The 25,187-nt window shown below is 70.6% G+C and carries 26 protein-coding genes; 13 read left to right on the plus strand and 13 right to left on the minus strand.

Annotated elements, in window-relative coordinates; genetic code table 11:
- Positions 1 to 35: 35 nt before the first annotated feature.
- Positions 36 to 413 carry a hypothetical protein gene (locus ACY34M_RS19845; protein ID WP_462722345.1) on the plus strand — a complete coding sequence of 126 codons (378 nt, stop codon included), beginning with the start codon at positions 36 to 38 and terminating at the stop codon, positions 411 to 413.
- Here the strand turns inward: ACY34M_RS19845 and ACY34M_RS19850 are convergent.
- The 3 genes from ACY34M_RS19850 to ACY34M_RS19860 all read right to left on the minus strand — a co-directional run bounded on the left by ACY34M_RS19850 (position 401) and on the right by ACY34M_RS19860 (position 2,185).
- The gene (locus ACY34M_RS19850; protein ID WP_462722344.1) at positions 401 to 1,069 is read right to left on the minus strand and encodes a DUF4230 domain-containing protein; all 669 of its coding nucleotides are present in this window, start codon (positions 1,067 to 1,069) and stop codon (positions 401 to 403) included. The genes ACY34M_RS19845 and ACY34M_RS19850 overlap by 13 nt on opposite strands.
- Positions 1,070 to 1,130: 61 nt before the next feature.
- Positions 1,131 to 1,568, minus strand: a complete 438-nt coding sequence (locus ACY34M_RS19855) for a protein-tyrosine phosphatase family protein (protein ID WP_462722343.1) — start codon at positions 1,566 to 1,568, stop codon at positions 1,131 to 1,133.
- On the minus strand, positions 1,565 to 2,185 hold the full coding sequence (locus ACY34M_RS19860) for a TetR/AcrR family transcriptional regulator (RefSeq protein WP_462722342.1): 621 nt from the start codon (positions 2,183 to 2,185) through the stop codon (positions 1,565 to 1,567). Before ACY34M_RS19860 ends, ACY34M_RS19855 begins: the two co-directional genes overlap by 4 nt.
- A 96-nt stretch (positions 2,186 to 2,281) precedes the next feature.
- On the opposite strand from ACY34M_RS19860, the gene ACY34M_RS19865 reads away from it, so the two are divergent.
- Positions 2,282 to 3,244, plus strand: a complete 963-nt coding sequence (locus ACY34M_RS19865) for a DMT family transporter (RefSeq protein ID WP_462722341.1) — start codon at positions 2,282 to 2,284, stop codon at positions 3,242 to 3,244.
- Here ACY34M_RS19865 and ACY34M_RS19870 read toward each other — a convergent pair.
- Both ACY34M_RS19870 and ACY34M_RS19875 read right to left on the minus strand, forming a co-directional pair.
- Positions 3,158 to 4,306, minus strand: a complete 1,149-nt coding sequence (locus ACY34M_RS19870) for a dihydrofolate reductase family protein (protein ID WP_462722340.1) — start codon at positions 4,304 to 4,306, stop codon at positions 3,158 to 3,160. The two genes, ACY34M_RS19865 and ACY34M_RS19870, sit on opposite strands and share 87 nt — an antisense overlap.
- A 57-nt stretch (positions 4,307 to 4,363) precedes the next feature.
- The gene (locus ACY34M_RS19875; RefSeq protein WP_462722339.1) at positions 4,364 to 5,335 is read right to left on the minus strand and encodes a glutathione S-transferase family protein; all 972 of its coding nucleotides are present in this window, start codon (positions 5,333 to 5,335) and stop codon (positions 4,364 to 4,366) included.
- 148 nt (positions 5,336 to 5,483) lie between these two features.
- Between ACY34M_RS19875 and ACY34M_RS19880 the strand changes: the two genes are divergently transcribed.
- The 3 genes from ACY34M_RS19880 to ACY34M_RS19890 all read left to right on the plus strand — a co-directional run bounded on the left by ACY34M_RS19880 (position 5,484) and on the right by ACY34M_RS19890 (position 6,824).
- Positions 5,484 to 6,020, plus strand: coding sequence for an SRPBCC family protein (locus tag ACY34M_RS19880; RefSeq protein WP_462722338.1), 537 nt, complete (start codon positions 5,484 to 5,486; stop codon positions 6,018 to 6,020).
- A 73-nt stretch (positions 6,021 to 6,093) separates the two neighbouring features.
- Complete coding sequence (locus ACY34M_RS19885; RefSeq protein ID WP_462722337.1) at positions 6,094 to 6,330, plus strand: hypothetical protein; 237 nt, start codon at positions 6,094 to 6,096, stop codon at positions 6,328 to 6,330.
- A gap of 149 nt (positions 6,331 to 6,479) precedes the next feature.
- Positions 6,480 to 6,824 carry a VOC family protein gene (locus ACY34M_RS19890; protein ID WP_462722336.1) on the plus strand — a complete coding sequence of 115 codons (345 nt, stop codon included), beginning with the start codon at positions 6,480 to 6,482 and terminating at the stop codon, positions 6,822 to 6,824.
- A 62-nt stretch (positions 6,825 to 6,886) separates the two neighbouring features.
- Here the strand turns inward: ACY34M_RS19890 and ACY34M_RS19895 are convergent, their stop codons facing one another.
- From ACY34M_RS19895 to ACY34M_RS19905, 3 genes are all read right to left on the minus strand, one after another.
- Positions 6,887 to 7,276, minus strand: a complete 390-nt coding sequence (locus tag ACY34M_RS19895; RefSeq protein WP_462722335.1) for a VOC family protein — start codon at positions 7,274 to 7,276, stop codon at positions 6,887 to 6,889.
- Between the two features lie 157 nt (positions 7,277 to 7,433).
- The gene (gene asnB / locus ACY34M_RS19900; protein WP_462722334.1) at positions 7,434 to 9,275 is read right to left on the minus strand and encodes an asparagine synthase (glutamine-hydrolyzing); all 1,842 of its coding nucleotides are present in this window, start codon (positions 9,273 to 9,275) and stop codon (positions 7,434 to 7,436) included.
- 260 nt (positions 9,276 to 9,535) lie between these two features.
- A complete protein-coding gene (locus ACY34M_RS19905) occupies positions 9,536 to 10,714 on the minus strand; it encodes a TIGR03364 family FAD-dependent oxidoreductase (protein WP_462722333.1) in 1,179 nt (392 codons plus the stop codon).
- A 127-nt stretch (positions 10,715 to 10,841) separates the two neighbouring features.
- On the opposite strand from ACY34M_RS19905, the gene ACY34M_RS19910 reads away from it, so the two are divergent.
- Both ACY34M_RS19910 and ACY34M_RS19915 read left to right on the plus strand, forming a co-directional pair.
- Entirely contained in the window at positions 10,842 to 11,630 is a 789-nt protein-coding gene (locus tag ACY34M_RS19910) for a GntR family transcriptional regulator (protein ID WP_462722332.1), read from the plus strand.
- A complete protein-coding gene (locus ACY34M_RS19915; protein WP_462722331.1) occupies positions 11,627 to 12,313 on the plus strand; it encodes a phosphonatase-like hydrolase in 687 nt (228 codons plus the stop codon). Before ACY34M_RS19910 ends, ACY34M_RS19915 begins: the two co-directional genes overlap by 4 nt.
- Here ACY34M_RS19915 and pgm read toward each other — a convergent pair.
- The 3 genes from pgm to ACY34M_RS19930 all read right to left on the minus strand — a co-directional run bounded on the left by pgm (position 12,306) and on the right by ACY34M_RS19930 (position 19,171).
- Positions 12,306 to 13,931 (minus strand): phosphoglucomutase (alpha-D-glucose-1,6-bisphosphate-dependent), encoded by a 1,626-nt coding sequence (gene pgm / locus ACY34M_RS19920; RefSeq protein WP_462722330.1) that lies wholly within the window; start codon positions 13,929 to 13,931, stop codon positions 12,306 to 12,308. The two genes, ACY34M_RS19915 and pgm, sit on opposite strands and share 8 nt — an antisense overlap.
- A gap of 83 nt (positions 13,932 to 14,014) precedes the next feature.
- Positions 14,015 to 14,758, minus strand: coding sequence for a Clp protease N-terminal domain-containing protein (locus ACY34M_RS19925; RefSeq protein ID WP_462722329.1), 744 nt, complete (start codon positions 14,756 to 14,758; stop codon positions 14,015 to 14,017).
- Positions 14,759 to 14,857: 99 nt separating this feature from the next.
- A complete protein-coding gene (locus ACY34M_RS19930; protein WP_462722328.1) occupies positions 14,858 to 19,171 on the minus strand; it encodes a discoidin domain-containing protein in 4,314 nt (1,437 codons plus the stop codon).
- A 229-nt stretch (positions 19,172 to 19,400) separates the two neighbouring features.
- On the opposite strand from ACY34M_RS19930, the gene ACY34M_RS19935 reads away from it, so the two are divergent.
- Positions 19,401 to 19,898 (plus strand): cupin domain-containing protein, encoded by a 498-nt coding sequence (locus tag ACY34M_RS19935; RefSeq protein WP_462722327.1) that lies wholly within the window; start codon positions 19,401 to 19,403, stop codon positions 19,896 to 19,898.
- 318 nt (positions 19,899 to 20,216) lie between these two features.
- A complete protein-coding gene (locus ACY34M_RS19940; protein WP_462722326.1) occupies positions 20,217 to 20,657 on the plus strand; it encodes an OsmC family protein in 441 nt (146 codons plus the stop codon).
- 63 nt (positions 20,658 to 20,720) lie between these two features.
- Here ACY34M_RS19940 and ACY34M_RS19945 read toward each other — a convergent pair whose 3' ends face one another.
- Both ACY34M_RS19945 and ACY34M_RS19950 read right to left on the minus strand, forming a co-directional pair.
- A complete protein-coding gene (locus ACY34M_RS19945; protein WP_462722325.1) occupies positions 20,721 to 22,421 on the minus strand; it encodes a chitinase in 1,701 nt (566 codons plus the stop codon).
- 165 nt (positions 22,422 to 22,586) lie between these two features.
- The gene (locus ACY34M_RS19950; RefSeq protein WP_462722324.1) at positions 22,587 to 23,087 is read right to left on the minus strand and encodes a mycothiol transferase; all 501 of its coding nucleotides are present in this window, start codon (positions 23,085 to 23,087) and stop codon (positions 22,587 to 22,589) included.
- Positions 23,088 to 23,331: 244 nt separating this feature from the next.
- Here ACY34M_RS19950 and ACY34M_RS19955 point away from each other — a divergent pair, with 244 nt between their 5' ends.
- The 4 genes from ACY34M_RS19955 (at position 23,332) to ACY34M_RS19970 (ending at position 25,179) form a co-directional block, all read left to right on the plus strand.
- Positions 23,332 to 23,766 carry a hypothetical protein gene (locus tag ACY34M_RS19955; RefSeq protein WP_462722323.1) on the plus strand — a complete coding sequence of 145 codons (435 nt, stop codon included), beginning with the start codon at positions 23,332 to 23,334 and terminating at the stop codon, positions 23,764 to 23,766.
- A 113-nt stretch (positions 23,767 to 23,879) separates the two neighbouring features.
- Positions 23,880 to 24,263: a hypothetical protein gene (locus ACY34M_RS19960; RefSeq protein ID WP_462722322.1), complete on the plus strand. Its 384-nt coding sequence runs from the start codon at positions 23,880 to 23,882 to the stop codon at positions 24,261 to 24,263.
- 6 nt (positions 24,264 to 24,269) lie between these two features.
- Positions 24,270 to 24,788, plus strand: coding sequence for a hypothetical protein (locus ACY34M_RS19965; RefSeq protein WP_462722321.1), 519 nt, complete (start codon positions 24,270 to 24,272; stop codon positions 24,786 to 24,788).
- Positions 24,789 to 24,810: 22 nt separating this feature from the next.
- Positions 24,811 to 25,179 (plus strand): peptidase inhibitor family I36 protein, encoded by a 369-nt coding sequence (locus tag ACY34M_RS19970; RefSeq protein ID WP_462722320.1) that lies wholly within the window; start codon positions 24,811 to 24,813, stop codon positions 25,177 to 25,179.
- The last annotated feature ends 8 nt before the right edge of the window (positions 25,180 to 25,187 follow it).

The following is a 25,187-nucleotide window of genomic DNA, read 5'->3' on the forward strand; positions in this document are numbered from 1 at the left end:
ACCGGGAACCGGCGACGCAGTAGGGAGCACCCACCATGACCGACACGCCTCCCGTCCACGGCTTCGCCCCCACGGTGGTGGGCGTGGCCCTCAGCGACTGCACACGACAGGACGCCGCAGCGGTCCTGCGTGTCCTGTGCACCGCCTTCCCCGCGGACCGCACGGCGGCCGATCGCCCCGCCGACGACGCCACGGTCTGGCTCACCACCGTGGACGCCGCGTCCGGCCCGGCGCGCTCCGTCGCCAGGCCGCTGACGGCGCCGGTCACCGCGGACCTCCAGGGCGGCCACGAGGCCCTGGACCGGGTGCGCGCCGCGCTGACCGCGGCGTTCACCCTGACCGGGGCACAAGCGGCCGCCGGTGACCAGGAGCAGGAACTGCAACTGCGCCTGACGACGCCTCACGTCCCGTAGGACACGTTCACGTCCCGGAAGCCCAAGGGGCGCAGGAGGCCGCGCAGCATCTTCGTCGTGTTCCGCTCGGCGCGGCCCGTGAGGTCGCTGTCCTGTGCCGCCTCGCCGATGTGCCGGACGGCGAGCTGGCGCACCGCGCGCTCGTCCCCCGGATTGTCGGCGAACACGTCGCCGAGCCGGTCGAGCAGCCCGCGCTGCTTCGCCACCGCGTACGAGCGGTCGGTGTCGAGCGTCGGCGCGGCGAGCCGGGCGTGCGGCAGCCGCAGCGTCGCGGAGGTGCGCTTGCCGTTCACCCGCACGTCGTCCTGGCCGACCTTGCCCAGGTTCACGTACGCGGTGACCGAGCCCGCGCCGATGTACAGCGTGCGGGTGCCCTGGATGGCGTCCGGCAGATACTTCGAGTCCTTGTCCAGATCGACCACCACCTGGTAGTTGCCGGACGCGGCGTCGTAACGGCTCATGTCCCGGACGGACTTGAGCAGCGCGGGCCCCGTGCGGTCGTGCGTCTCGGTGCCGAACACGTCGTTCAGTCGGTGCATCAGGTTCAGTCCGGTGAACACGACCGCGAGCACCACGAGGAGTGCCACGGCCGCCTTCGCCCACAGGGGGAGTCGTGCGGCCCTCGCCCATCGGGGCAGTGCGGTCCTCGGCGTCATGGAGGAGACCTCCTTCCCAATGACTACCAGATGCCACGGAGAACGTTGATCACGCACCTTTTCAAGCAACTGTGAACCGGCGCACGTATCTCTTCTGCCACGGCGTCTCAACCGCCCCACGCGCGTAGTGCTCACGTACGTAGGCGACCGCCTCGCGCGCCGGTACGCCGTCCAGGACCGCTAGACACGCGAGTGCCGTCCCGGTACGACCACGACCGGCCCCGCAGGCCACCTCCACCCGCTCGTCCGCGCAGCGCCGCCACGCCTCGGCGAGCACACCACGCGCGCGTGCCCGGTCGGCGGGCAGCCGGAAGTCGGGCCAGCGCAGCCACGTCGACTCCCAGTCCACGGGCGGCGGTTGCTCGCCCAGGAGGTAGAGACCGTACGTCGGCGGGGGACCGGCGGGCAGCGGGTCGCGCAGCCCCCGGCCGCGTACGAGCCGGCCCGACGGCAGCGCGAGCACACCCGGCGCCCCCGGCTCCCACGTCACCGCTGTCACCGCGCGTCCTTCGCGGCCGACAGCAGGAACGCCGCCATCCTGCGCGCTCGTCCGAACGCGTCCGGGAACACGTCCAGGCCGTCCGAGACCAGCGCCCCCTCGTGCAACAGCATCAGCGAACGCCCCAACTCCCGTGCGGCATCCGGCGCCACGTCCTCGGCGAGCCGCGTGAACAGCTCCAGCATCCACTGCTTCTGGCCGGCGATCACCGCGTACGCCGGGTGCGCGGGGTCACTGATCTCCGCGTGCGCGTTGACCATGCTGCAGCCCTTGCCGCTGTTGTCGCGCATCCACTCCTGCGAGGCGTCGAAGACGGCCAGGGCCCGCTCGGTGGGCGAGAGTTCGGCGTCGTCGTGGTGCCGGGCGAGGTAGGCGCGCCAGCGGGCGTCGCGGGTGGCCAGGTAGTCGACGACGATCTGCTCCTTCGAGCCGAAGCGGTCGTAGAGCGTCTTCTTCGTGACGCCCGCCTCCGCCGCGATCAGGTCCACTCCGACGGCGTGGATGCCGCGCTCGTAGAACAGCCGCGAGGCGGTCTCCAGGACCCGGCGCGCGGCCGGTGTGAGGTCCGGGCGGTCCGGGTCGACGGTCGGCGGGGCGGACGGTGTCGTTGTAGGCATGCCCCAAGAGTAAACCGATCTGTATAGTGGCGCCGGGTAAACCGATCTGTATACGTGACCCTTCGGGGTCCTCTCGCGTGAGGCGGTGGCAGCGCCATGAACGTCCTTCTGTCCGTCGGATTCGTCCTGACCTGGAGCTCCGGCTTCATCGGAGCCAAGCTCGGCGCCGGCGACGCCAGTGCCGTGACCACGCTGATGTGGCGCTTCCTGCCCCTGGCGCTCGTTCTCGGTGTCATGGCCGTATTCGTCGGCAGGAGCCGATGGCGGGGGCTGGGAGCGCGCACCGTCGGCCGACAGGTCGTCATCGGCGCCCTCTCCCAGAGCGGCTATCTGCTGACCGTCTACTACGCCATCCAACTCGGCGTCTCCAGCGGCACCACGGCCCTCATCGACGGCACGCAGCCCCTGGTCGCCGGCGCCCTCGCCGGACCACTGCTGCGGCAGTACGTCACCGCCCGGCAGTGGCTCGGCCTGTGCCTCGGTGTGGCCGGGGTCGCCGTCGTCACCTCGGTGGACGCGCACGCCGCCACGGGCGTGCCGTGGTGGGCGTACGGCGTCCCGTTCCTCGGAATGCTGTCGCTGGTCGCGGCCACCTTCGTGGAGAGCCGCTCCCGTACGCGGGTCGAGCCCATGGTCGCCCTGACCGTGCACTGCGCCACCAGCGCCGTCGTCTTCACCGGGCTCGCCGTCGCGGCGGGCGAGGCCGCGCCGCCCGCCGCGCCGTCCTTCTGGCTGGCGATCGCCTGGCTCGTCGGCCTGTCGACGTTCGGCGGCTACGGCCTGTACTGGATCGTGCTGCGGCGGAGCGGACTCACCCAGGTCAACACCCTGATGTTCCTGATGGCGCCGGTCACCGCCGTGTGGGGTGCGCTGATGTTCGGCGAGCCCTTCGGCGTCCGCACCGCACTCGGTCTCGTCCTCGGCCTCGCGGCCGTCGTGGTCGTCCGGCTCGGCACCACGCGCGCGTACCGGCTACGCGGGGAAGTCGACGAGGTGCCGGTTCGGGAGCACCGCCGCGTCGGCCAGCTCCGGGACCTCCACCACGGTGACGCCCGCTGAGGCGAGCACCCCGATCCCGTCGGCGCCCGGCACGAACGTGTCCGGCTCCCGCCACGCCGTCACCACCCGGCGCACGCCCGCGTCGACGATGAGCCGGGCGCACGGCTTCGGACGCGAGGCCCGGTGGGCGCACGGCTCCAGGCTGCTGTAGACGGTGGCCGAGGCCAGGCGGGGATCGTCCGCGGCGAGCTTGCCGAGCGCGGCCTCCTCGGCGTGCACCACAGGGTCCTCGCCCTCCCGCGAATGCCCGCGCGCCAGTTCCGTGCCGTCGTCGGCGACGACCACGGCGCCGACACTGAACGCGGTCCTCGACGGCGGGCAGTCCGCGGCGAGTTCGCAGGCGAGCCGCAGCCAGTGCCGGTCCGCCGCGGTGGCCGCGTCCGAAGTGCCGGGAACGGTCGGCGCGTACCGGGTCACGATCACGTCCCCGACCCGCTCCGTGTCGAGCACCCGCATCCGGCTGCGCGGCCCTCCGGGGTAGGAGCCGGGCCCGAACAGGCGCGGCGCGCCCGGCTCGCCGACCACCAACGGCGCCATCGCGAGCCGCAGTTCGTCCGCGAGACCCAGCTGCAGCAACTGCGTGTGCACGCGCGCGCCGCCCTCGACGAGCAGGCGCCGCACCCCACGCGTGCCGAGGTCCTCCAGGAGCGCCGCCCAGTCGAGGTGCGGGCCGAGGTCCACCACGTCCGCCGCGCCGCCCACGCGCGTACGGGCCAACTGGGCGCCCGAGCCGGTCGTGTAGACGAGCCGTTCGCCGCCCGTCGTCCAGAAGGGGTCGCCCGGATCCAGGTCCCCCGAGGCGGTGACCGCCACCTTCAGCGGGTAGGCGGGACGACCGTCGTCGACCCGCTTGGCGCGCCGCTGCGGGGAGTTGACCAGCAGCCGGGGCCGGTCCGCGCGCAGCGTCCCCGCCCCGACGAGGATCGCGTCGCTCGCCGCCCGCACCGCGTCCACCCGCTCGAAGTCCTCCGCTCCGGACAGCAGCAGCCGCTCGGGGCCGGTGTCGTCGAGGCATCCGTCGAGCGACACGGCGGCGGACAACAACACGTGCGGGCGGGACATGGCGACTCCGTGACCAGGTGGGACGTACGCCCCGAGCCTATCGAGGAGCAGGCCGTGTCACCGGGCGGCCGGGGGAGTGCCGTCGCCGAAGGGGCGCCCGCCGAGCTCCTCGCGGCCGTGCGGGGTGAGCCAGCCGGACGGATCGGGGCCGAGCGGCACGATCCGCGTGGGGTTGATGCCGGTGTGCACCTGGTAGTAGTGCCGCTTGATGTGGTCGAAGTCGACCGTGTCCCCGAAGCCGGGCGTCTGGAACAGGTCGCGCGCGTACGCCCACAGGACCGGGTCCTCGGCCAGCTTGTTGCGATTGCACTTGAAGTGGCCGTGGTAGACGGCGTCGAAGCGGACCAGCGTCGTGAACAGCCGGACGTCCGCCTCCGTGATGGTGTCCCCGACGAGGTAGCGCTGACCGGCGAGCCGCTTCGACACCAGGTCCAGCCGCCCGAAGACGTCGCCGTACGCCTCCTCGTAGGCGCTCTGCTCACTGGCGAACCCGGCCCGGTACACGCCGTTGTTCACGTCCCGGTAGACGCCCTCCATGACCTCGTCGATCTCGTCGCGCAGCGGCTCCGGATACAGGTCGGGCGCGCCGGGCCGGTGCAGCGCCGTCCACTCGGTCTCCAGGTCGAGCGTGAGCTGCTGGAAATCGTTCGTGACGAGCTTGCCGGTCGGCACGTCGACGATCGCCGGCACGCTGACCCCGCCCGGACAGTCACTCTCGCGGGCGTCGTACGCCTCGCTGAGGTAGCGGATCCCGAGCACCGGGTCGCGCCCGTCGGGGTCGAGCGTGAAGCGCCAACTGCGGTCGTCCTGGATCGGGTCGGCGACCGCGAGCGACAGGGCGTCCTCCAGGCCGAGCAGCCGCCGCACCACGAGCGCGCGGCTCGCCCAGGGGCAGGCCAGGCTGACGACGAGCCGGTACCGGCCCGCCTCCACCGGCCATCCGTCGCGGCCGTCGGCGGTGATCCGGTCGGTGAAGTGACTCCGGGATCGTTTGAAGGCCTTCTTGCCGTACGTGGCGTTGCCGGGCACGTGGATCTCCCTTCGCGGTCGGACACGGACCTGATCCCTGAGCCTGCCCGAGGATGCGGCCTCGTACCACTGCGGCGGAGGCGACTGTCAGTGGGCGGTGAGAGGGTCGGGGGTGGGCAGTACCCCTGACGGCAAGGAAGGCGCAGGCATGACGACCACCACCGGCAGCTACCTCACCCTGGACGACGGCCGTCCCGGCGTCCGGTTCACCCGTACGTTCGACCGGCCGATCGACCGGGTCTGGCGGTATGTCACCGACCCGGCCGACCTCGCGCACTGGTTCCCGTCCAAGTTCGAGACCGGGGAGCTGAGCCCCGGCGCGACCATCCGCTTCTTCGACGACCCGAACATGCCGGAGTCGGTGGGCACGGTCGTCTCCGCCGAGCCCCCGCGCCACTTCTCCTTCACGTGGGGCGGCGACGAGCTGCAGTACGACCTGGAGGAGCGCGGCGACGGCGGCACGCACCTGACGCTGACCAATGTGCTGGAAAGCGCGGACGCGGCGGCGCGCAACGCGGCGGGCTGGGAGGTCTGCCTGCTCGCCCTCGACGCGGCCGACCGCGGCGAGCCGCCGACCGAGGAGCACGCGGGGGCGACGCCGGCGTGGAAGGAGCTCTACGACGCCTACACGGCGGCCGGGTTCCCGTCCGGTGCCCCCGTGCCCGGCATGGACGAGGAGGCCTGAGCCCCTCCACGCGGTGTACGCACCGTCACCCTCCGAATCGCGGGATCCCACGAATGGCGGCAAAATCGGACGCATGTCCTTTATGTCCGCGAGTGTGACGTGGCTCGGACTCGGCCTCACGGTCGGTACCGCGGGACTGGTGACCTACGGTCTAGCGGTGCTTCCGTGCGGGGGTTCGGTCCGGCAGGAGGAAGCCGAGGCGGTCTGCCGCCCGGCAAGGCGGACGGCGCTCGTCCTCGGTGCGATCGGCACCTTGGCGTTCGTCGTCGGAACGGTGTTCCTGTTTCTCGGCGTGACCAACGCCGGTTGAGTCCGGCCCGGGACGGCTTCCGAAATTTCTTTTCGGAAGCCGTCACACATCGGCCGCGGCGCGGGTCGTAGCGGTGAAGGGCGGTCGAGAGCCGCCCCCCGCGGCGCGGCACCCGCGCCCGGGTCACGTATCGAATGAAGGAGTACTCCATGACCAGCGGTCAGCACACGATCATCACCCCGGTCCGCGACCTCGCCGCGGCCAAGGCCGTCTACACCAGGCTGCTCGGCGTGGAGCCGTCCTCGGACGAGGCCTATTACGTGGGCTACGACGTGGCGGGACAGCACTTCGGGCTGAACCCGGCCGGGCATCAGCAGGGCATGACGGGCCCGGTGGGCTACTGGACCGTGGACGACATCCAGGGGATGGTGAAGTCGCTGGTCGAGACCGGTGCCGAGGTCGTCCAGGACGTCACGGAGGTGGGCCCCGGACGACGGATCGCGTCGCTGAAGGACGCGGACGGAAATGTCTTCGGGCTGCTCCAGGACAGCTGACCGGGCGGGCCGCGGGATGTGGGGCCGGGCCCGAAGGCCACGGCCCCACCTGTCGCCGGTTGTTACTTGTCGCCGCTCCCGTAGGGGCGGGTGATGATTTCCATGCCGTGGTTCACGGGGTCCATGAAGTACACCCCGCGACCGCCGTCGTTGTGGTTGATCTCGCCCGGCTGCTTGCCGTGCGGGTCGGCGTAGTACGTGAGCCCCGCGTCCTTGATGCGCCCGAAGATCTCGTCGAACTCCTCCTCGGTCACGAGGAAGGCGTAGTGCTGCATGACGATGGAATCGACGGGAATGGTCGCGAAGTCCAGGGTGACGCCGTTGCTCAGGTCGAGCGGGATGAACGGGCCCCATGCCTCGCCCACTTCGAGCCCCAGGATGTGTGCCAGGAACTCGGCGGACTCCCGCTTGTCGCGGGCGTGGACGATGGTGTGATTGAGCTGAACTGCCATGGTGGATTGCCTCCTGAAGGCAACTCCGGCACCTCCATGCCTCACCCGGTCGGTGACCGGCACGCGATGCTGCCGGGATCTTAGACACGGGGCGGCGCGCGGGGCCAGTTCCTTTCCGGCTGCTGTTGCGGCCCGGGCTCCGGCTTGTGCCCGGGCCTCAGCCGAGCGCCAGCTCCGGGTTGTAGAGGTCGAGCCAGAGCGCCAGGTCGAGCGTGCGCTCCAGACCTCGGCGCGAGGCCTGCGTGATCTGCGGGGTGTCCCGGTGCGCCGCCTGGGCCACCCGCTCGCGGTCGAGCAGGTCGAAGACCCGGTGCGAGGGCCGGGAGAGCAGGTCCTTCGCGTGGTCCTGGAGCGCGACCGCGTACTTCGGGTCCTGCGTCGAGGGGTAGGGGCTCTTGACCCGGTCGTACACCGAGGTCGGCAGCACGTCCGCCGTCGCCTCGCGCAGCAGGCTCTTCTCCCGGCCGTCGAAGGACTTCAGTGCCCACGGCGTGTTGTAGACGTACTCGACGAGCCGGTGGTCGCAGAACGGCACCCGCACCTCCAGGCCCACCGCCATGCTCGCCCGGTCCTTGCGGTCGAGCAGCACCCGCACGAAACGGGTGAGGTGGAGGTGGCAGATGCGGCGCATCTTGAACTCGAAGTCGCTCTCGCCGTCGAGGCGCTGAATGCCGCGCACGGCGCCCGCGTAGTTGTCGGCCACGTATCCCGGCAGGTCGAGCCGCTTGCCGAGGTCGGGCCTGAGCACGTCCGCGTCGTTGCCGAAGTGCTGGCCGAACTGCACCAGCCACGGGAACGTGTCGGCGTTCCTGGACTCCTCGTCGAAGAAGTGCCGGTACCCGCCGAACACCTCGTCGGCGGACTCGCCGGACAGGGCGACCGTCGAATGCTCGCGGATCGCCTTGAACAGCAGATACAGCGAGGCGTCCATGTCGCCGAAGCCGGCCGGGATGTCACGGGCGCGGATCACCCGCGCCCGTACCTCGGGGTCGGCGAGGGCGTTCGAGTCGAGCACGATGTCCTGGTGGTCGGTGCCCGACGCGCGCGCCACGTCGTGCACGAACGGGGTGTCGGGGGTGCCGCGCAGCTCGTCGGCGACGAAGTTCTCCGCCTGGCCGAGGAAGTCCACCGCGAAGCTGCGCACCGTCTCGCCCTGGCCGCCCAACTGCTTGGCCGCGATGGCCGTCATCGCCGAGGAGTCGAGCCCGCCGGACAGCAGGGTGCAGCGCGGTACGTCCGAGACCAGCTGACGGCGCACGATGTCGTCGAGCAGCTCGCGCACCGTGGCGATGGTGGTGTCACGGTCGTCGGTGTGCGGCTTCGTCTCCAGCGTCCAGTACGCGCGCTGCCGCAGACCCGCGCGGTCGACGGTGACGACGGTCCCCGGCTCGACCTCGTGCATGCCGTCCCACACGGCGTGCCCCGGAGTCTTCACGAACGTGAAGAGCTCCCGCAGCCCGTCGAGACCGACCCGGGGCGTGGCGAGCGGGTTGGCGAGGATCGCCTTGGGCTCGGAGCCGAACAGCACGCCGTCCGGCGTCTCGTAGAAGTAGAAGGGCTTGATGCCCATCCGGTCGCGGATCATGAGCAGCTTGCCGACGCGGCCGTCCCAGACGGCGAACGCGTACATCCCGTTGAGGCGCTCGGGCAGCCGCTCGCCCCATTCGAGGTAGCCGCGCAGCACCACCTCGGTGTCCGAGTCGGTCGTGAACCGGTGCCCGCGGGCGGTCAGTTGCTCCCGCAGCTCGGTGTAGTTGTACGTCTCGCCCGAGTAGACGAGTGCGACGTTGCCCTCCGGTGTCTCGACGGACATGGGCTGCCGGCCGCCCGGCAGGTCGATGATGGCGAGCCTGCGGTGACCGAGGGCCGCGGGGCCCTCGATCCAGGTGCCGCGGTCGTCCGGACCGCGGCACTCCATGGTCTGGGTCATCGCATCCAATGTGTCGGCCGAGGCCCGCAGGTCACGGTCGAAGGAAACCCAGCCGGTGATGCCACACATAACGCTTCCTCCTGCTCGCCGTACGGCCGTGGCCAACCGGAACAACAAGTTGTACACGGCATCTATGTGTCGAGCGTGTGTCATGGCGGCGGGGTGGGTCAACGTGCCCGTAACACGCGGGAGGCGGCGGACCGAGCGATTTCAGCCGCGCCCGAACGTGCGAGCGGAATAGTCCCCTTCGCAAATCGCAGGCGGCGCGGCCCTCGTCGATAAAGTTGCCTTGGGCGACCAGAATGATCCGGCCAAGGGCAAAGAATTGATCAATCCTCGAGAGCGCTCGCGATCGTGGGCAGTGTTCCGTCGAACGTCGCCGCCGCGAGCCCGAACGACAACGTCATGCCTATCCCCGACGTGACCGACAGCGCCCGCACGCCCGGCGCCACTTCGCGTACGAGCAGCGGGCCGCGGGAACTGCTCGCGTACACGCCCTGCCAGCGTTCGGTGACACGCACCGCGGGGACACCCAGGACGCGGGCGGCCTCGCGCAGCAGCAGCTCCGCCGTCGCCTCGTCCTGGAACGGGATCTCCGTCACGTCGTACGCGTGCGAGTCGCCCACCAGAACCGTGCCGTCGGGCAGTCGCGTGAACATCACATTGGCGACCACGTCCAGCAACTCCGGGCTGTGCGCGGTGACTTCCGCGCGCAGGCGGTCGGCCGACGGCATCGCCGTGAAGCCGTCGTAGCGCAGCATCGAGGTCGCGGTCAGCACCGCCGAGTCCGTGCGGAAGGCGTCGGGCGCCGCCACCCGTGCCATCGACAGGCGGCAGCGTTCGATGCCGTGCTCCTGCGCCTGCGACGGATACAGGCGGTCCAGGTCGTGGCCGACGCAGAGCAGGATCTGCTCGCCGTGCACCGGGCCGCGGTTGGTGTGCACCGTGCCGGACTCCACGCCGAGCACGTTCGTGCCCCAGGCGATGTGCACGCCCGGCTGCTTGGCCAGCCAGTGCGCGAGCCGCGGCGCCGCCTCGCGCGGATCGACGCGCAGGTCGGCGGGGAGCAGCGCGCCGCCCACCAGGTCCCCCCGGCTCTCGGCGGACCGGCCGAGGGCCGCACCCACCTCGTCGCGGGTGCGCAGTCGCACCGCGTCCGCGCCGCGCTCGTCGCGCAGCTCCTCCAGGACCGCCAGCTCGGTCGCCGACCTGGCCACCACGAGCGCGCCCGCCTCCGGCGCCCACAGCCCGGCCGACTTCGCGGCGTCCAGCCAGCCGGAGCGCGACCGCAGGGCGAGGTCGAGGAGTTCCCCGCGCTGCGCCGTGACGCAGCAGTGGCCGAAGTTGCGCACGGAGGCGCCCACCGGCCGGCGGTCCCGCTCGACCACCGTGACGCTGAGGCCCTGGCGCACCGCCTCGAAGGCGTGGGCGAGGCCGACGATGCCGGCGCCCACGACAACGAGATCGCTGCGGCCGGAGGGGAGGGAGGGGGCTGGTGTGGTGTTCATGGCCTCCACCCTGCGGAGCACCCGCCGTCACCCGCAAGTGTTGTCTATACAAGTTTTCTCGTTGTTTACCAGCTGTGCGCCAAGACTGCCCTTGTCCTGCTCGTGGCAGGGCTGCGACACTTCACTTGTGAAGACAAGTAGTGAGGAGGGGCCGCTGCACCAGCGGCTCGGCGCCGAGTTCCAGCGACGCATCGAGTCGGGGGAGTGGCCCGAAGGGCTGCCCGTGCCGAGCGAGGCGCAGCTCTGCGAGGAGTTCGGGACCTCGCGCGGTCCCGTGCGGCAGGCGCTCGCGCATCTGCGGGCCGACGGCCATCTGGTCGGCGGGCGCGGCAAACCGCCCGTCGCGCGCAAGGTCACGCCCTCGCAGCCCTTCGCCTCGCTGATGTCGTTCACACAGTGGGCCGAGTCGATCGGCCGGGCCCCCGGCCAGCACACCGTCGAGGTCGCCAGACGCCGAGCGAGCCCCGAGGCCGCCGCGCGCCTCGGCCTGGACGAGGGTGCGCAGGCCGTCGACCTCGTCCGGGTGCGCAGCCTGGACGGGGTGCCCGCGATGGTCGAGCGCTCCACGTTCACCCTCGACATCGGCGCGCACCTGTTCGCGTTCGACCCCGACGAGGGCTCCGTCTACGCGTCCCTCACCTCGCGCGACGTCGACCTGCACCGCGCGCGACACACCATCGACGCCGTCGCGGCGGACTCTCAGGACGCCGAACTGCTCGGCGTCGCCCCCGGCCTGCCGCTGCTCCGCGTACGGCGGCTGGCATACACCGGCGACGGAAGCCCCGTCGAGTATGCGGACGACCGCTATCTGCCGTCCATGGCCACGTTCACCATCGAGAACACCATGGGCGGCCGCACCGTCGCGGCGCGCGACGGCAGCGCAGAAACCCGCACCACACGTAAGGAAGTCCAGTGATCGAACTCGCCGTCTTCGACATGGCAGGCACCACCATCGAGGAACACGGAGCCGTCTACGAGGCGCTGCGCCACGCCGTGGAAGCCACCGGTGTCACCGTGGACCCGGTCGACCTGCAGACCTGGATGGGCACCGACAAGCGCGAGGCCATCGCCGCCCTCGTCCGCATCGGCGGCGGCAGCCCCGACGCCGCCCTCGTCGAGCGGCAGTACGAGGCGTTCCGCGGATTCCTGCGCGAGCGCTACGCGCAGCGGCCGCCCGAGCCGATAGCCCACGCCGACAAGGCACTCGAGGAACTGCGCGGCCGCGGCATCAAGGTCGCCCTCACCACCGGATTCAGCGCCGATGTGGCCATGCCCCTGCTGGACTCGCTGGGCTGGTCCACCGGCGAGGGCGGCAACCTCGACGCCGTCGTCACCTCCGACGAGGTGCCGCGCGGCCGCCCCGCCCCGTACATGATCCACCGCGCGATGGAGAAGACCGGGACCGTCGACGTGCGCACGGTCCTGGTGGCCGGCGACACCGTCGTCGACCTGGAGGCCGGGGTCAACGCGGGCGCGGGTGTCGTGGTCGGCGTGCTCACGGGCCAGCTCACCCGCGAGCAGCTCGAACTTCACCCGCACACCTACGTGTTGGACGGCGTCGCCGACATCCCCGGCCTCCCCGAGGCGCGGGTCAGCTGAGCGCCGCGTCCACGATCGCCTGCGCCTCGCTCTGCACCTGGGCGAGGTGCTCGGCGCCGTGGAAGGACTCGGCGTAGATCTTGTAGACGTCCTCCGTGCCGCTGGGCCGGGCCGCGAACCACGCGTTCTCGGTGGTGACCTTGACGCCGCCGATGGCCGCGCCGTTGCCCGGCGCCTCGGTCAGGCGGGCCGTGATCGGCTCCCCCGCGAGGGTGTCGGCGGTGATCGCGTCGCCGGTCAGCCTGGCGAGCCGGGCCTTCTGCTCCTTCGTCGCTTTGGCGTCGATGCGGGCGTACGCGGCGCCGGACGCGCCGTGCTCGGCGGCGAGTTCGGCGTAGTACGCCGAGGGTGTCTTGCCGGTCACGGCGGTGATCTCGGCGGCGAGCAGGGCGAGCAGGATGCCGTCCTTGTCGGTGGTCCACACGCTGCCGTCGGTGCGTACGAAGCTCGCGCCCGCGCTCTCCTCGCCGCCGAACGCCACCGAGCCGTCGACCAGGCCCGGCACGAACCACTTGAACCCGACGGGTACTTCGACGAGTTCGCGGCCGAGTGAGGCGGCGATCCGGTCGATGACGGCGGACGACACGAGCGTCTTGCCGATCGCGGCGGAGGCCCGCCAGTGCGGCCGGTGGCTGAACAGGTAGTGGATGGCGACGGCCAGATAGTGGTTCGGGTTCATCAGGCCCGCGTCCGGCGTGACGATGCCGTGCCGGTCGGCATCGGCGTCGTTGCCGGTCAGCAGGTCGTAATCGTGCCGCCGCGCGAGAACCGAGGCCATGGCCGGCGCCGAGGACGGGTCCATCCGGATCTTGCCGTCCCAGTCGAGCGTCATGAAGCGCCACGTCGGGTCGGTCTCGGGGTTCACCACGGTCAGTTCGAGCCCGTACATCTCGGCGATCCGCGCCCAGTAGTGCACGCTCGCCCCGCCCAGCGGGTCGGCGCCGATGCGCACACCCGCCGCCCGGATGGCGTCGACGTCGACGATGTTCCTCAGGTCCTCGACGTAGCGCTCACGGAAGTCGTACGGCTCCCCGGTCGCCTCGCCGGTCGTGCGCGGCGTCCAACTGGCGTCCTCAAGGAGCTCGTTGGCGCGGTCGGCGATCCACGAGGTCGTGGAGGAGTCGGCGGGGCCGCCGTGCGGCGGGTTGTACTTGAAGCCGCCGTCGCGGGGCGGGTTGTGGCTCGGTGTGATCACGATGCCGTCGGCGCGCTCGGCGCCGGGGTCCTGGTTCCAGCGCAGGATCGCGTGGCTGAGCGCGGGCGTCGGCACGAAGTCCTCGTGCGCGTCGGCCAGCACCCGCACACCGTGCGCCGCGAGGACGCCGAGGGCGGTCTTCAGCGCGGGCAGGGACAGGGCGTGCGTGTCCGGGCCGATGAACAGGGGGCCCGTGATGCCCTCGGCGGCGCGGTGCTCCACGATCGCCTGGGTGATCGCGGCGATGTGCTTCTCGTTGAAGGCCCCGTCGAGGCTGGAGCCGCGGTGGCCGCTCGTGCCGAAGACGACGCGCTGCTCGGGGCGCGTGACGTCGGGCTCGCGCGTGTAGTACGCGTCGATCAGCGCGTCGATGTCGACGAGGTCGCCCGGCAGGGCGGGGGTTCCTGAGCGCTCAGCAGTCATGGCAGCAGTCTCCCACCTGCGCCTATGAAGAAAAGTGGGACGGCACAGGTGGGAGACAGGAGCAGGGGTCCTGGCCGGGGCGCTCAGTCCTCCCCGGACTCCTGCTGGTTCTTCACGATCTCCGAGAGGACCGCGAGGACCTGCGACTCGGCCTGGTCCTTCTCGATGCCGAGGCCGTTCAGCAGCCCGGAGCCGTTCTCGTGCTCCAGGAGCGCGAGCAGGATGTGCTCCGTGCCGACGTAGTTGTGGCCCAGGCGCAGCGCCTCACGGAACGTCAGCTCCAGGGCCTTCTTGGCGTCGGCGTCGAACGGCACCAGGGCCGGCATGTCCTCGGACTTCTCCGGCAGCTCCGCCGTCGCGGCCTGTCGCACGGTGTCCAGGAGCACGTCCTGCGCGAGGATCGCCCGGGCCGCGAGGCCCTCCGGCTCGTGCAGCAGACCGAGGACCAGGTGCGCGGGGGTGATGGTGTCGTTGCTCGCGGCGCGGGCCTCGTTCTGCGCGGAGACGATCACGTTGCGGGCGCGGTCGGTGTAGCGGTTGAAGCCCTGGCTGGGGTCCAGGTCGGACTCGGAGCCCTTGGCCACGAAGCGCTTCTGCGCCGCCTGCCGGGTGACTCCCATGCTCTTGCCGATGTCCGTCCAGGAGGCGCCGGAGCGGCGGGCCTGGTCGACGAAGTGGCCGATCAGGTGGTCGGCGATGTCGCCGAGGTGGTCCGCCGCGATGACGGCGTTCTGGAGCTGGTCGAGTGCGTCGGTGTTCGACTTCTTGATGGCGTCGATGAGGTCGTCGAGACGGATGGAGGGCTGGCTGCCGCCGGAGTTCGTCATGGTGCAACCGTAGGTTGACAGTGCCCGACTGTCAACGTGAAGTTGACAGTCGGGCGCGTCTTTCCGTGGCTCCTTCTACGGCTCTCTCTGCAGCTCCTTCTACGGCAGTGAATTGATCTTGAACGTGGACGTCGTGTTGCGGATGTCCACCGCGTTGTCCTTCAGCTTCAGGTTCTTGAAGGTGACCTCGCCGACGGCCGGGCCCTGGCCCGCCTCCGGCATCTCGTTCGCCCACACGCCGAAGCCGGACTTCGCGTCGTACGCGTCACCGCTCTTGCGGGCCCCGGAGATCGTCACGTCCGTGAGGATCGTGTCCTTGATCGGATTCTGCGGCTGGCCTCCCACGTAGTTGGTCTGGAACATGACGCCGCTGTACGTCGGGTCGACGATGTCGACGTCGTTGACGCGAATCCCCTGGAACGCCTTCGACGCCGAGAACATCCAGATGCCGGGGAAGGTCTGCCCGCCCCAGAAGTGCCCGCCCGAGCGGACGATCGAGGTGTTCTCCAGCGTCGTCGGCTCCGTGCCGAAGCCGTTCATCGGATACCCGAAGTCGAGGGAGCTGATGGTGACCCCGGAGTAGACGAGGGTGTCCGCGATCAGGATGTTGCGGAACGTGTTGTCGTAGCCGCCGTAGACGGCGATGCCCGCCGCCCGCCACGTCAGCAGCGACGTCAGGTTCTCGTACACGTTGTTCTTCTCGTCCGCGCCGCCCGCGTCGATCGCCGAGAACAGCGCGAAGCTGTCGTCGCCGGTCGCCCGCGACTCGTTGTTGACGACGTGGTTGTCCGTCGAACCGTTCGTCATGTTGACGCCGTCGGCGAACGTGTCCCGGATCCGGGAGTTCTTGATGGTGATGTTGTCGGTGTTGGCGCCCCAGTACAGGCACACCGTGTGCTCGTTCCAGATGTCGTCGATCGTGATGTTCGCGACGTTCGAGAAGTCGAAGACCTTGCCGGGGCCGTCGATCCGCGACGTGTAGTTCCCGAAGAAGGAGAAGTGCGCGAACGTCGAACCGTTCGCACTCGCCTCCGCGCGGAAGCCCGCGTCCGTGTTCTCCTGCGACGACGGCGTGTGGAACCGCGTGAACCACGGGCCCGCGCCGACGACCTTCACGGCCTTCCCGTACACCTGGAACTTGTTCGACGTCTCGTAGTCACCGGTCGGCAGGTAGACGCCGACGAGCTTGCCCGTCGTGTCCATCCGCACCTTGTCGAGCGCGTCCTGCACCGCCTGGTGCGAGAACCCGTTCGGCACCGCGTACGCCGCCGGGTCCGGGTTGGGCAGCTCCTTGGCCTCCTCGAAGTTGACGAAGTCGAGCGCGTACGTCGAGTCGTTCGCCGCGTCCTTCTGCAGCCGGATCCTGCTGCCCTGCGGCACCGTCGTGCCGAGCAGCAGATTCGCCTCGTCGTAGATGTGGCGCGGCGCCCCGGCGCCCGGCTGGTTGCCCGGGCCGGTCTCCGATCCGTACAGCCAGGCGTACTTCGACGTCAGGTCGATCGCCTTGAGGTACTTCCCGTCGACGTAGACGTTCAGCGTCGCGTTCTTGCCGCCGCCACCCGCGGCGTCCGGCATCGAGAAGCGGGTGACCAGGGTGTTCGTCGGCGCCTTCGTGGTGAACTCGACGTAGGCGCCGGTCGATTCGAGCGTGACCGCCTTGCGGCCCGAGGCCTCGCCGGCCACGTCGCCGACGGTCCGGTTCGGGCCGACGACCTTCGCGCCGCCACCGACCGTGCCGTCCTCCGCCTCGTACATGTCGTACGGCATGCTGGCGCCGCGCCCCACGAACAACGGCTGCGTGGACGTGTTGTTGGCGCGCTTGACCGCCAGCTCGTTCGCGTCGTCGGCGATCACGGTCCGTACCGTGAACTTGCCCTTGCCCGCCGTCCATGAGCCGAGCTTCACGGGCGACGTCGTGTCACCGGCCGCGATCGTCCCGTCGTAGGAACCGGTGAGTGTCTTCACGGCTGTCCCGTCGGAGTCGAGGACGGTGAGCGTGACGCCGTGCGCGCCGCCCGCGCTCGACTGGTTCCCCTGGTTCTTGAGGGCGACGGAGAAGGTGACGGTGTCGCCCTCTGCGGGGGCGCTCGGCGACCACGCCACCGGCGACGCCACCAGGTCGGCGCTCGTCACCGGCTTCACGACCAGGTTCGTCGGGCTCGTGTACGCGTTGTTCGCCTCGTCGCGCTCCACGACCAGCCTGCTCGCGTCGACCACCGCGCCCACCTGGTACGAACCCGCATCGTGCGCCCCGATCTCCGCGCTCACCGTGGTGGAAGCACCGGCCGCGAGCGCGCCCACCGAACCCGATCCCACCTTCTGGGAGCCGAGGGTGAAGTCGACGTCGGTGGCGTCGGCGGCCTCGGTGCCCGCGTTGCGCACCGTCGCCGACAGGGTGATCCTGTCGGACTCGACCGGGGACTCGGGCTTCGACGTGATGCCCGTGACCACGAGGTCCGGGTTCGGCGCGGGCTCGCCGAGCACCTGGAACTCCGCCAGCTGACCGGCCGTGGAGCCGGAGTTCGCGGTGAAGACCAGTCGGACGTCCGCGACCCGTGCCGTGAGCGGCACCGTCACCTTGTTCCCGCTCGCCGGGTCGAAGCCGTACTCCTTCGCCGCGGCCAGCGTCGTGAACTCCGACGCCTTCTGTTCGCGCCCGAGCACCTCGATCTTCTGCGTGCGCGCCGACCACACCGCGTCCGGGTTCAGCTTCAGGACGAGCGAGGAGACGTCCGCGTTCGCGCCCAGCTTCACGGTCAGGCTGTTCGGATACGAGCCGGGGCCGCCCTCCCAGTAGGTGCTGGTGTCGTCGTCCACCGCGTTGTCCGCGACGTACGAATGGACGGACGACGACGCGGACACCGGCTTCCCGGCCGCCAGGTTCACGGACTCGGACGTCGATCCGTTGCGCGTCACGGAGTTGCTGTTCGCGGACTCGTTGCCCGCCGCGTCCTTCGCGCGCACGAAGTACGTGACCGTGGCCGACGCCGGCTGGGCGTCGGTGTACGTGGTGACGTCGCCGGCGACGGACTTGAGGAGCTTGCTGTTCGCGTAGATGTCGTATGCGGTGACCTTGACGTTGTCCGTCGAGGCCCGCCAGTCGAGCTTGACCTGGCCCTTCGTCGTCTCGGTGAAGGCCAGGGAGCCCGGCGCGGTCGGCGCCTGGGTGTCACCGGAATCGCCCTTGCGCGTGACGGAGTCGCTGTTGGCCGACTGGTTGCCCGCCGCGTCCTTGGCGCGCACGTAGTACGTGACCGTGGCCGATGCCGGCTGCGTGTCCGTGTACGTGAGGGTGTCGCCGTCGACCGAGGCCCGCAGTCGACCGTCCGCGTAGATGTCGTAGCCGGTCACCTTGGTGTTGTCGGATGCGGCCTTCCACGTCAGCTTGATCTGACCGGTCGCGGGCTCCGTGCAGGCGAGGCCTTCGGGCGCGGTGGGCGCCTCGGTGTCCCCGGTCGTCGGCCCGTACACCTCCAACTCGCTCAGCTGCCCGGCGGGTTGGCGGGTGTTGACCGTCACGAGCACCCGTACGTAGCGCGTCGTCACCGCGTCGAACGTGATGTTCTGCCGCTGCCCGTCCGCCGCACTGAACTCGTACGCCTTCGAGGCCGCCAGGTCGGTGAAGTCCGAGCCGTTCGTGCTGCCCTTCACGGCCAGCGTCTGCGTCCGGGGCTCCCAGGAGGACGGCAGGCGCAGCACCACGCGGTTCACCCGGACCGACGCGCCGAGGTCCACCTGGACCCACTGGGGCAGCGCGTCGTTCTTGCTCTCCCAGTAGCTCGACAGGTCTCCGTCACCGGCGTTGGCGGCCGTGTACGTCTGCGTCACGGAGCTGGCCGTGAACGTCTTGCCGCGCGCCAGGTTCACCGAGGAGTCGGCGGCGCCGTGCACCTCGATCTCCGCCAACTGGGCCGCCTTCCAGCCGGTGTTGGCGGTGACCGCGACCCGTACGTACCGCGTCTGCGTGGCGGCGAAGGACACGGTCACCGTGTTCCCGGACGCCGGGGCGAAGACGTACTGCGCCGAGGACTTCAGCGTGTCGAACGTCGCGCCGTCCGCGCTGCCCTGTACCGAGAGTGTCTGCGTCCGGCTCTCCCACGCGGCCGGCAGGCGCAGCACCACCTCGTCGACGCGGGCCGTCGACCCCAGGTCGACCTGAACCCACTGCGGCCAGTCGTCGCCCGAACTCTCCCAGTACGTCGACGAGTTGCCGTCAGAGACGTTCCCCGCCCCGTACCCCGGCTTCGCGCTGCTCGCCTTGGCCGCCGCTCCCGCCGCCAGATTGGGCCCGCCCGCGGCCTGCGCCATGACGGCCGGCAGGCCGAGGAGCCCCAGGGAGAGCGCGAGGAACACCACGCAGAGGCCCCGCCACCTGCGTCTTCCCCCGTGTCTTAACGCGCTGTGTCCGATCATGCTTCTCCTGTCCCGACGCTGTCACCGCACCGGTTGATCGATACGGGAAGTGAGCGAATTGAAGAGCGTGCACAGGTTCTTGCGTTCAGTTGTTGGAGAATTGCAGAGCAGTGTTGCGGAGTCCACTGTTTGAACAGAGAGAGTTGCGAAGGGGGAGCCGGAGCGGGAGAGCGGTGAGGGAGAATCGAAGGCCCACGACCCACCGCGCCACGTCAGGAGAGCCCGAGCGATGCCCGCAGCCCATGTCACCCTCGCCGACGTCCTGAGCGCCGCCGCGCCGGACTCGACCGGCGCCCTCTGGCGCCTCGACGGAGCGGCCCGTCAGCTCGACGCCAACCTCATCCGCCTGCGGCCCGGTGCCGGCGGCGACGCCTCCGTGGAGAGCGAGCTCGACGTGCTCCTCGTCGTCGTGGAGGGGCACGGAACGCTGCACCGGGCGGGCGTGGACGAGAAGCTGGCGCCCGGCACGCTCGTGTTCGTGCCGCGCGGCGAACAGCGCGCCGTCCGCGCGGGCGACGAAGGGCTCGTGTACCTCACGGCACACCGCAGGCGGCCCGGCATGACCATCCGCCGGGCCGCCCCGCCGCTGACCGCCGAGGGCGGCGAGGCGCCCTGCCTGCTGCCGCGCGTGTGCGCGTCCTGCGGCCGGGCCGCCGACGACCCCGGTGCGCTGTACTGCGCCCGGTGCGGCGAGCGCCTCGAGGGGCAGGGATCCGGCCGTCCTTGAGGCGCAGGGATCACGCCAGACGGCCCGATCAGCGCCGGCCGACCCGCCGAACGAGCGGCCTGTGGCGCCCCGCGTCCGTCACTTCTCGCCACTGATTCAATACGGGAAGTTACCGAAAGCCGGGGGTGCGGGATGAAGTCCGCGCCCGTCCCCGGCAGACTCTGCGGCACGGCGAGCGCCCACTCGGGCGGCGGTCGCCAGGGGAGGGAGCACCATCGGGGAGTCCGCGGGCGTGGGGCACGCGGGCTCCCCGCCCCGTCCGCCGACACCACGGCGGCGCTGCGCGGCGCGGGGCCTGCGGCTGGTTACGGTTCCGCCATGGCCGACTACCGCATCGAAACCGTCCGCAACGGCGACCGCGACTGGACCGCGCGCAACGACCGCGGCGCCGAGGTCCGCATCGCCCCCGCCGACAGCGAAGGCGCCCAGCCGTCCTTCACCCCCGTCGAACTCCTCCTCGCCGCGCTCGGCGGCTGCGGCGGCCTCGTCGTCGACCGCACGGCCCGCACCGTGCCCCACGAAGAACTGCGCATCACCGTCGACTCCGTGTCACGGCCGGAGGACGACGGACGCGTCGGCGCCGTCCGCGTCTCCTACGAGATCGAGCTGCCCGAGGGCGACACGCAGGCCGCGGAGGCGCTCGAACGCGGAATCCGCCTGACCCACGAGAAGTACTGCACGGTCAGCCGCACCGTCGAACACGGCGCGCGCGTCGAGGCGCTCGGCCCGGACGGCACGATGCTCTTCATGGGCGGCTGAAAAGGCACGCACGACGGATCCGGTGGCCGTGCGCCACCGGATCCGCCCCACTGCGTCTGCGCCCTACGGCAGGGCGTGCACCTTCGGGCCCACCGCGTCCGACCAGGCGTTGCCGGCCGTCGCGTCCCAGTTCGTGGACCAGGTCATCGCGCCGCGCAGCCCCGGATAGGTCTTCGCGGGCTTGAACGAGCCGCAGCCGGTGCCGCGCGCCAGGCAGTCGAGCGCGTTGTTGACGACCGACGGGGCCACGTAGCCGCTGCCCGCGCCGCGCGTCGACGCCGGGACGCCGAGCCCGACCTGCGAGGCGTCGAGGCCGCCCTCCAGCTGGATGCAGGCGAGCGCCGTCAGGAAGTCGACGGAGCCCTGGCTGTAGACCTTGCCGTCACAGCCCAGCATCGAACCGCTGTTGTAGTACTGCATGTTGACGACCGTGAGGATGTCCTTCACGTTCAGCGCCGTCTTGAAGTACTCGCCGGACGTCGACTGCATGTCGATGGTCTGCGGCGCCATCGTCAGGACCAGCTTGCCGCCCGCCTTCGTCGACAGCTGGCGCAGCGCCTTCGTCATGTACGTCGAGTTGAGCCCGTTCTCCAGGTCGATGTCGACGCCGTCGAAGCCGTACTCCTGCATCAGCGCGTACGCGCTGTTGGCGAACGCCGTCGCCGAGGCGTCGCTGTTGACGGAGATGGTGCCCTTCTCGCCGCCGACCGACAGGATCACGGCCTTGCCCGCCGCCTGCTTGGCGGCGATGTCCGCCTTGAAGTCGGCGGCCGACCCGTAGCCGACGGCCGGGTCCAGGTTGAAGGTGATCTGGCCGGGCGTGGTGGTGGCGTCGGCGAAGGCGACCGCGATGATGTCGTACTGGGACTGGACGTCGCGCAGCTTCTGCACGGCCGCGCCGTTGTTGAAGTTCTGCCAGTAGCCGGTCAGCGCGTGCTTGGCCACGGTCCCGCCGCCGGGGTTGCCGCCGGACGAGGGCGCCGTCTTCGCGGTCACCGCCGTCGACTTCGGGGACTCGCCCGCCGCGTTCGTCGCGGCGACCTGGAAGCTGTACGAGGTGTCGGCGGTCAGGCCGGTGACGGTCGTCGAGGCGCCCGTCACGGCGGCGACCTTGGTGCCGCCCCGGTACACGTTGTAGCCGGTGGCGTTCGAGACCGGGGTCCAGGAGAGGTCGACCGACGACGAGGTCGTCGCACCCGCCGCGAGCCCCGTGGGCGCGGCCGGGACCACGACCGGGTCCGTGCCGCCGCCCCCGTCGGGCCCGAGGACGCTCACATCGTCGACGTAGTACGCGCTCTGCCCGTACCAGCCGTGCGTGTACACGGTCACCGAGCTGGTGTTGGCGCCGGTCTTGAAGCTGGTCGTGAGCTGCTGCCAGGAGGAGCCGCCCGGTGTCCACGTGGACACGTCGGTGGTGCCGGTGCCGCTCGCGCCGAGATAGGCGTAGCCGCCCTGCACCCAACTGCTCAGGGTGTAGGTCGAGTTGGGCTTGACGGCGACGGTCTGGCTGCACTTGGCGTTGTCCTGGCCCGACGGGGCGGCCTTGAGGGCCTTCGTGCCGCCGTGCACGGGCGAGGTCGTGACGGAGCCGCTGCCTGCGGTGCACGTCCAGTTGCTCAGGTCCGACTCGAAGCCGGCGTTCTTGGCCACGTTGACGTCGGCGGCCTGCGCGGGCGCGGCGAGCGCGGTGACGCCGAGCGAAGCGGCCGCCACGACGGCGAGCGCGAGGCCGGGTCTGTGTCTGCGGGGGCGTGCACGGTCCACGGGGAAGCCTCCTGGGAAGAGGTGGGGAAGCGGATGTGAACGGTGGCCACCGCTGTGCGCCAAAGTTGGTTCAGACCAATCGAGTTGTCAAGACCTCTGGCATGCACGAAAGCGGCGCCGGACGGGACGTCCGGCGCCGCTGGAGAGGGCGGAAGGTCGGCGGGTTCAGCCCAGTCCGCGCAGGTAGGCGGCCTGCCCCACGTGCTGCAGATCGTCACTGAGCACGCTGATGAGCCGGACGCCGAGCGTCACCGGCGGATCCCATCCCTCGTCGACGACGCGGTCGAGATCGGCGTCCTTCAGGCCGCCGATGAAGCCGGCGGTCTGCTCGTGCACCGCGTCGTAGTAGCCCACCAGGAGATCGCCGGAGGAGACCCGTACCTGGCCCACCTGCTTCGGTGTGTGGCCGAATCCGGTGTCCGTGTCGTCGAGCGGCAGGGCGAACCGCTCGGCCCAGCCGCCCGCGAGCCACACCTGCTCCAGACCCGCCGCATCGGCGACATGGTCGTCCTGAACGCGGGTGAGATGCCAGATCAACCAGGCGATGGAATTCGCCGCGTCATCGGGGCGCTCGTGCAGCGCGTCGACGGAAAGCCCTTCGACGGCCGCGTGCACCTCTTCCTGAATGCGGCTGTAACCGTCCATGAGTACGTCATGTGAGCGCATGCGAGCAGTCTCGCCGACATGGAGGATTTCGGCCAACGAGGGCCCTGAATATGCCCGGAGACTGGCGTGAAAGCAATGGTGACACTGGTTCTGAAGTCCCGATACTTGACCAAGGAACGGTTGAACGTTGCGCGAAGGCGGCGTGCCACGGGCCAATTGCCCGGGAAATTCTCGCCGTTGTGTGGATCACTGATCGTTTGGCTCGGCGGACAATGGCGTCGGCTGCCAGGCAATGGGGGAGACCGTGCACGACGAATTCCTGTGTCACGTCACCGCGTACGGAATCTGCGGTGGTCGGCGCGTGGGTGTTCCGCTCGGCACATATCGCGCTCCCACGCTTGCGCTGGCCCTGTGGTGGCTGCGCGACCGGGCCATGTGGATGGCCGACCGCCTCGACCCGCACCCCGGCCTGACCTCCTTACCCGAGGGGGCACTGACCCCCATGGCCGACGACGCACCCGACGTGCCGGAACAATTGCGCGCCTGGTGCGCCGACCCCGACGAACAGGAGAGCGTCGCGGAGCAGTTGGCCTCCGGACGGCTCGTCAGGGTCGCGACCCGCGACGACACCACCGAGTACGAACTGCTCGCCGAGTCCGTCGACGCCGTCCGCATGGCCCGCACCCAGCCCCGCCGCCGTGGCCCGCGACGACGCGTGACGGTCACCAACAGTCACTGACACGGGTGACACTGCGCTTGATCGCGCCGACACCGGGGGAGTGTGCTCACGCACAGTGAGACAGCGCTCGTCATGGGCGCGCTCAGTAGCGACGATCACTCCGGGGTCACCGAATGAAATCCTTCATCAAGCACAGATCCGTGCTGCTCTCCCTCGCCCTGCCACTCCTCGGCGGCGCCACGACCGCCCTCGCGCCCACGGCGGCCGCCGCGCCCGCCGCCGCACCGCCCGGCCAGGTCTGCTTCTGGACCGAACCCGGCATGCACGGGCAGGCCTGGTGCTACGGGCCGCCCGGCTACGCCGACGCGGAGAACGGGACGGCGCGGCACGCCGCCTCCTTCGACTCCCGCGTCCAGCAGACCGTCTACGCCATCAGCTACACCGCGACCGGCTGCCTCTACCGGGAGATCAGGCGCGACGACTACTCCGAGAACTGGGAGTGGTCCGGGAAACTCGACGGCGTCTCGGACAACAAGATGGGGTGCGAGGCCGGCTAGCGCGCCATGAACCGCCGAACCCGAGCCCTCACGGCCGTGGCCTTCGCCCTGCTGCTCCCGCTCACGGGCTGCGCCACGCACCATCCCGACCGGGCCGACCGCACACCCGACGACACCATCAGGGCCGCGACCCGCACCCTCACCGACCGCTGCCTCGTCCGTCAGGGACTGACACCCCCTCGGCCCGGACAGCGCCCGGCCAACCGGGCCGAGGAACAGCGCGTCGCCGCCGCCCTCTTCGGCCGCCCGCCCGCCGAACTCTCCCTGACTCTCGCGAACGGCATCCCCGTCCGCGCCCACACGGACGGCTGCCTGGCCGCCGCCCAACGCACCCTCTACGGCGACCAGAAACGCTGGTTCCGGGTGTCGACCGTCGTCAACAACCTCAAGCCCGAGGCCGCCTACCGCGGCACCGGTCTCACCTCCGTGCGCGCCCGACACCGCGCCGAACTCACCGACTGGCAGCGCCTGCGGACCCACGCGCTGAACGCGTCCACCCGCGTGCTGCACACCCCCACCCGCTGAACCGGCAAGGAGAACAGACATCATGAAGCACCCACTCGCCCTGGTGACCGCCGCGGTCCTCGCCCTCGGCGTCGCCGCGCTCCCCACCGCCGCGTACGCGGCCCAGTGCCCCAGCGGAGAGTTCTGCGCCTGGACCGACGCCGACTACTCCGGAATGCGCTGGAACTGGTCCGGAGACGACCACGACTGGGAGGACGGCATCCAGGACGAGGACTCCTCCTGGGCCAACCACGGCATCTCCGGACCCGGCATCAAGGACCACGTCCAGGTCTACGAGAACCCGGGCCTCATCGGACTCGGTACCGTCTGCCTCGCCCCCGGCCAGGAGATCTCCTCCAACGGCTGGGCCAACGACAGCGGCGACTCCCACACGTGGACCATGGAGTGCTGACACACCGG

The sequence above is a fragment of the Streptomyces sp. EDA2-14 genome (assembly GCF_054963755.1).

What these genes read in the sequence shown, in the direction of transcription:
- ACY34M_RS19845 (WP_462722345.1), top strand. Translation starts at nt 36, where the DNA reads ATGACCGACACGCCTCCCGTCCACGGCTTCGCCCCCACGGTGGTGGGC.
- ACY34M_RS19850 (WP_462722344.1), bottom strand. Translation starts at nt 1,069, where the DNA reads ATGACGCCGAGGACCGCACTGCCCCGATGGGCGAGGGCCGCACGACTC.
- ACY34M_RS19860 (WP_462722342.1), bottom strand. Translation starts at nt 2,185, where the DNA reads ATGCCTACAACGACACCGTCCGCCCCGCCGACCGTCGACCCGGACCGC.
- ACY34M_RS19865 (WP_462722341.1), top strand. Translation starts at nt 2,282, where the DNA reads ATGAACGTCCTTCTGTCCGTCGGATTCGTCCTGACCTGGAGCTCCGGC.
- ACY34M_RS19870 (WP_462722340.1), bottom strand. Translation starts at nt 4,306, where the DNA reads ATGTCCCGCCCGCACGTGTTGTTGTCCGCCGCCGTGTCGCTCGACGGA.
- ACY34M_RS19880 (WP_462722338.1), top strand. Translation starts at nt 5,484, where the DNA reads ATGACGACCACCACCGGCAGCTACCTCACCCTGGACGACGGCCGTCCC.
- ACY34M_RS19885 (WP_462722337.1), top strand. Translation starts at nt 6,094, where the DNA reads ATGTCCTTTATGTCCGCGAGTGTGACGTGGCTCGGACTCGGCCTCACG.
- ACY34M_RS19890 (WP_462722336.1), top strand. Translation starts at nt 6,480, where the DNA reads ATGACCAGCGGTCAGCACACGATCATCACCCCGGTCCGCGACCTCGCC.
- ACY34M_RS19895 (WP_462722335.1), bottom strand. Translation starts at nt 7,276, where the DNA reads ATGGCAGTTCAGCTCAATCACACCATCGTCCACGCCCGCGACAAGCGG.
- asnB (WP_462722334.1), bottom strand. Translation starts at nt 9,275, where the DNA reads ATGTGTGGCATCACCGGCTGGGTTTCCTTCGACCGTGACCTGCGGGCC.
- ACY34M_RS19905 (WP_462722333.1), bottom strand. Translation starts at nt 10,714, where the DNA reads ATGAACACCACACCAGCCCCCTCCCTCCCCTCCGGCCGCAGCGATCTC.
- pgm (WP_462722330.1), bottom strand. Translation starts at nt 13,931, where the DNA reads ATGACTGCTGAGCGCTCAGGAACCCCCGCCCTGCCGGGCGACCTCGTC.
- ACY34M_RS19925 (WP_462722329.1), bottom strand. Translation starts at nt 14,758, where the DNA reads ATGACGAACTCCGGCGGCAGCCAGCCCTCCATCCGTCTCGACGACCTC.
- ACY34M_RS19930 (WP_462722328.1), bottom strand. Translation starts at nt 19,171, where the DNA reads ATGATCGGACACAGCGCGTTAAGACACGGGGGAAGACGCAGGTGGCGG.
- ACY34M_RS19935 (WP_462722327.1), top strand. Translation starts at nt 19,401, where the DNA reads ATGCCCGCAGCCCATGTCACCCTCGCCGACGTCCTGAGCGCCGCCGCG.
- ACY34M_RS19940 (WP_462722326.1), top strand. Translation starts at nt 20,217, where the DNA reads ATGGCCGACTACCGCATCGAAACCGTCCGCAACGGCGACCGCGACTGG.
- ACY34M_RS19950 (WP_462722324.1), bottom strand. Translation starts at nt 23,087, where the DNA reads ATGCGCTCACATGACGTACTCATGGACGGTTACAGCCGCATTCAGGAA.
- ACY34M_RS19960 (WP_462722322.1), top strand. Translation starts at nt 23,880, where the DNA reads ATGAAATCCTTCATCAAGCACAGATCCGTGCTGCTCTCCCTCGCCCTG.
- ACY34M_RS19965 (WP_462722321.1), top strand. Translation starts at nt 24,270, where the DNA reads ATGAACCGCCGAACCCGAGCCCTCACGGCCGTGGCCTTCGCCCTGCTG.
- ACY34M_RS19970 (WP_462722320.1), top strand. Translation starts at nt 24,811, where the DNA reads ATGAAGCACCCACTCGCCCTGGTGACCGCCGCGGTCCTCGCCCTCGGC.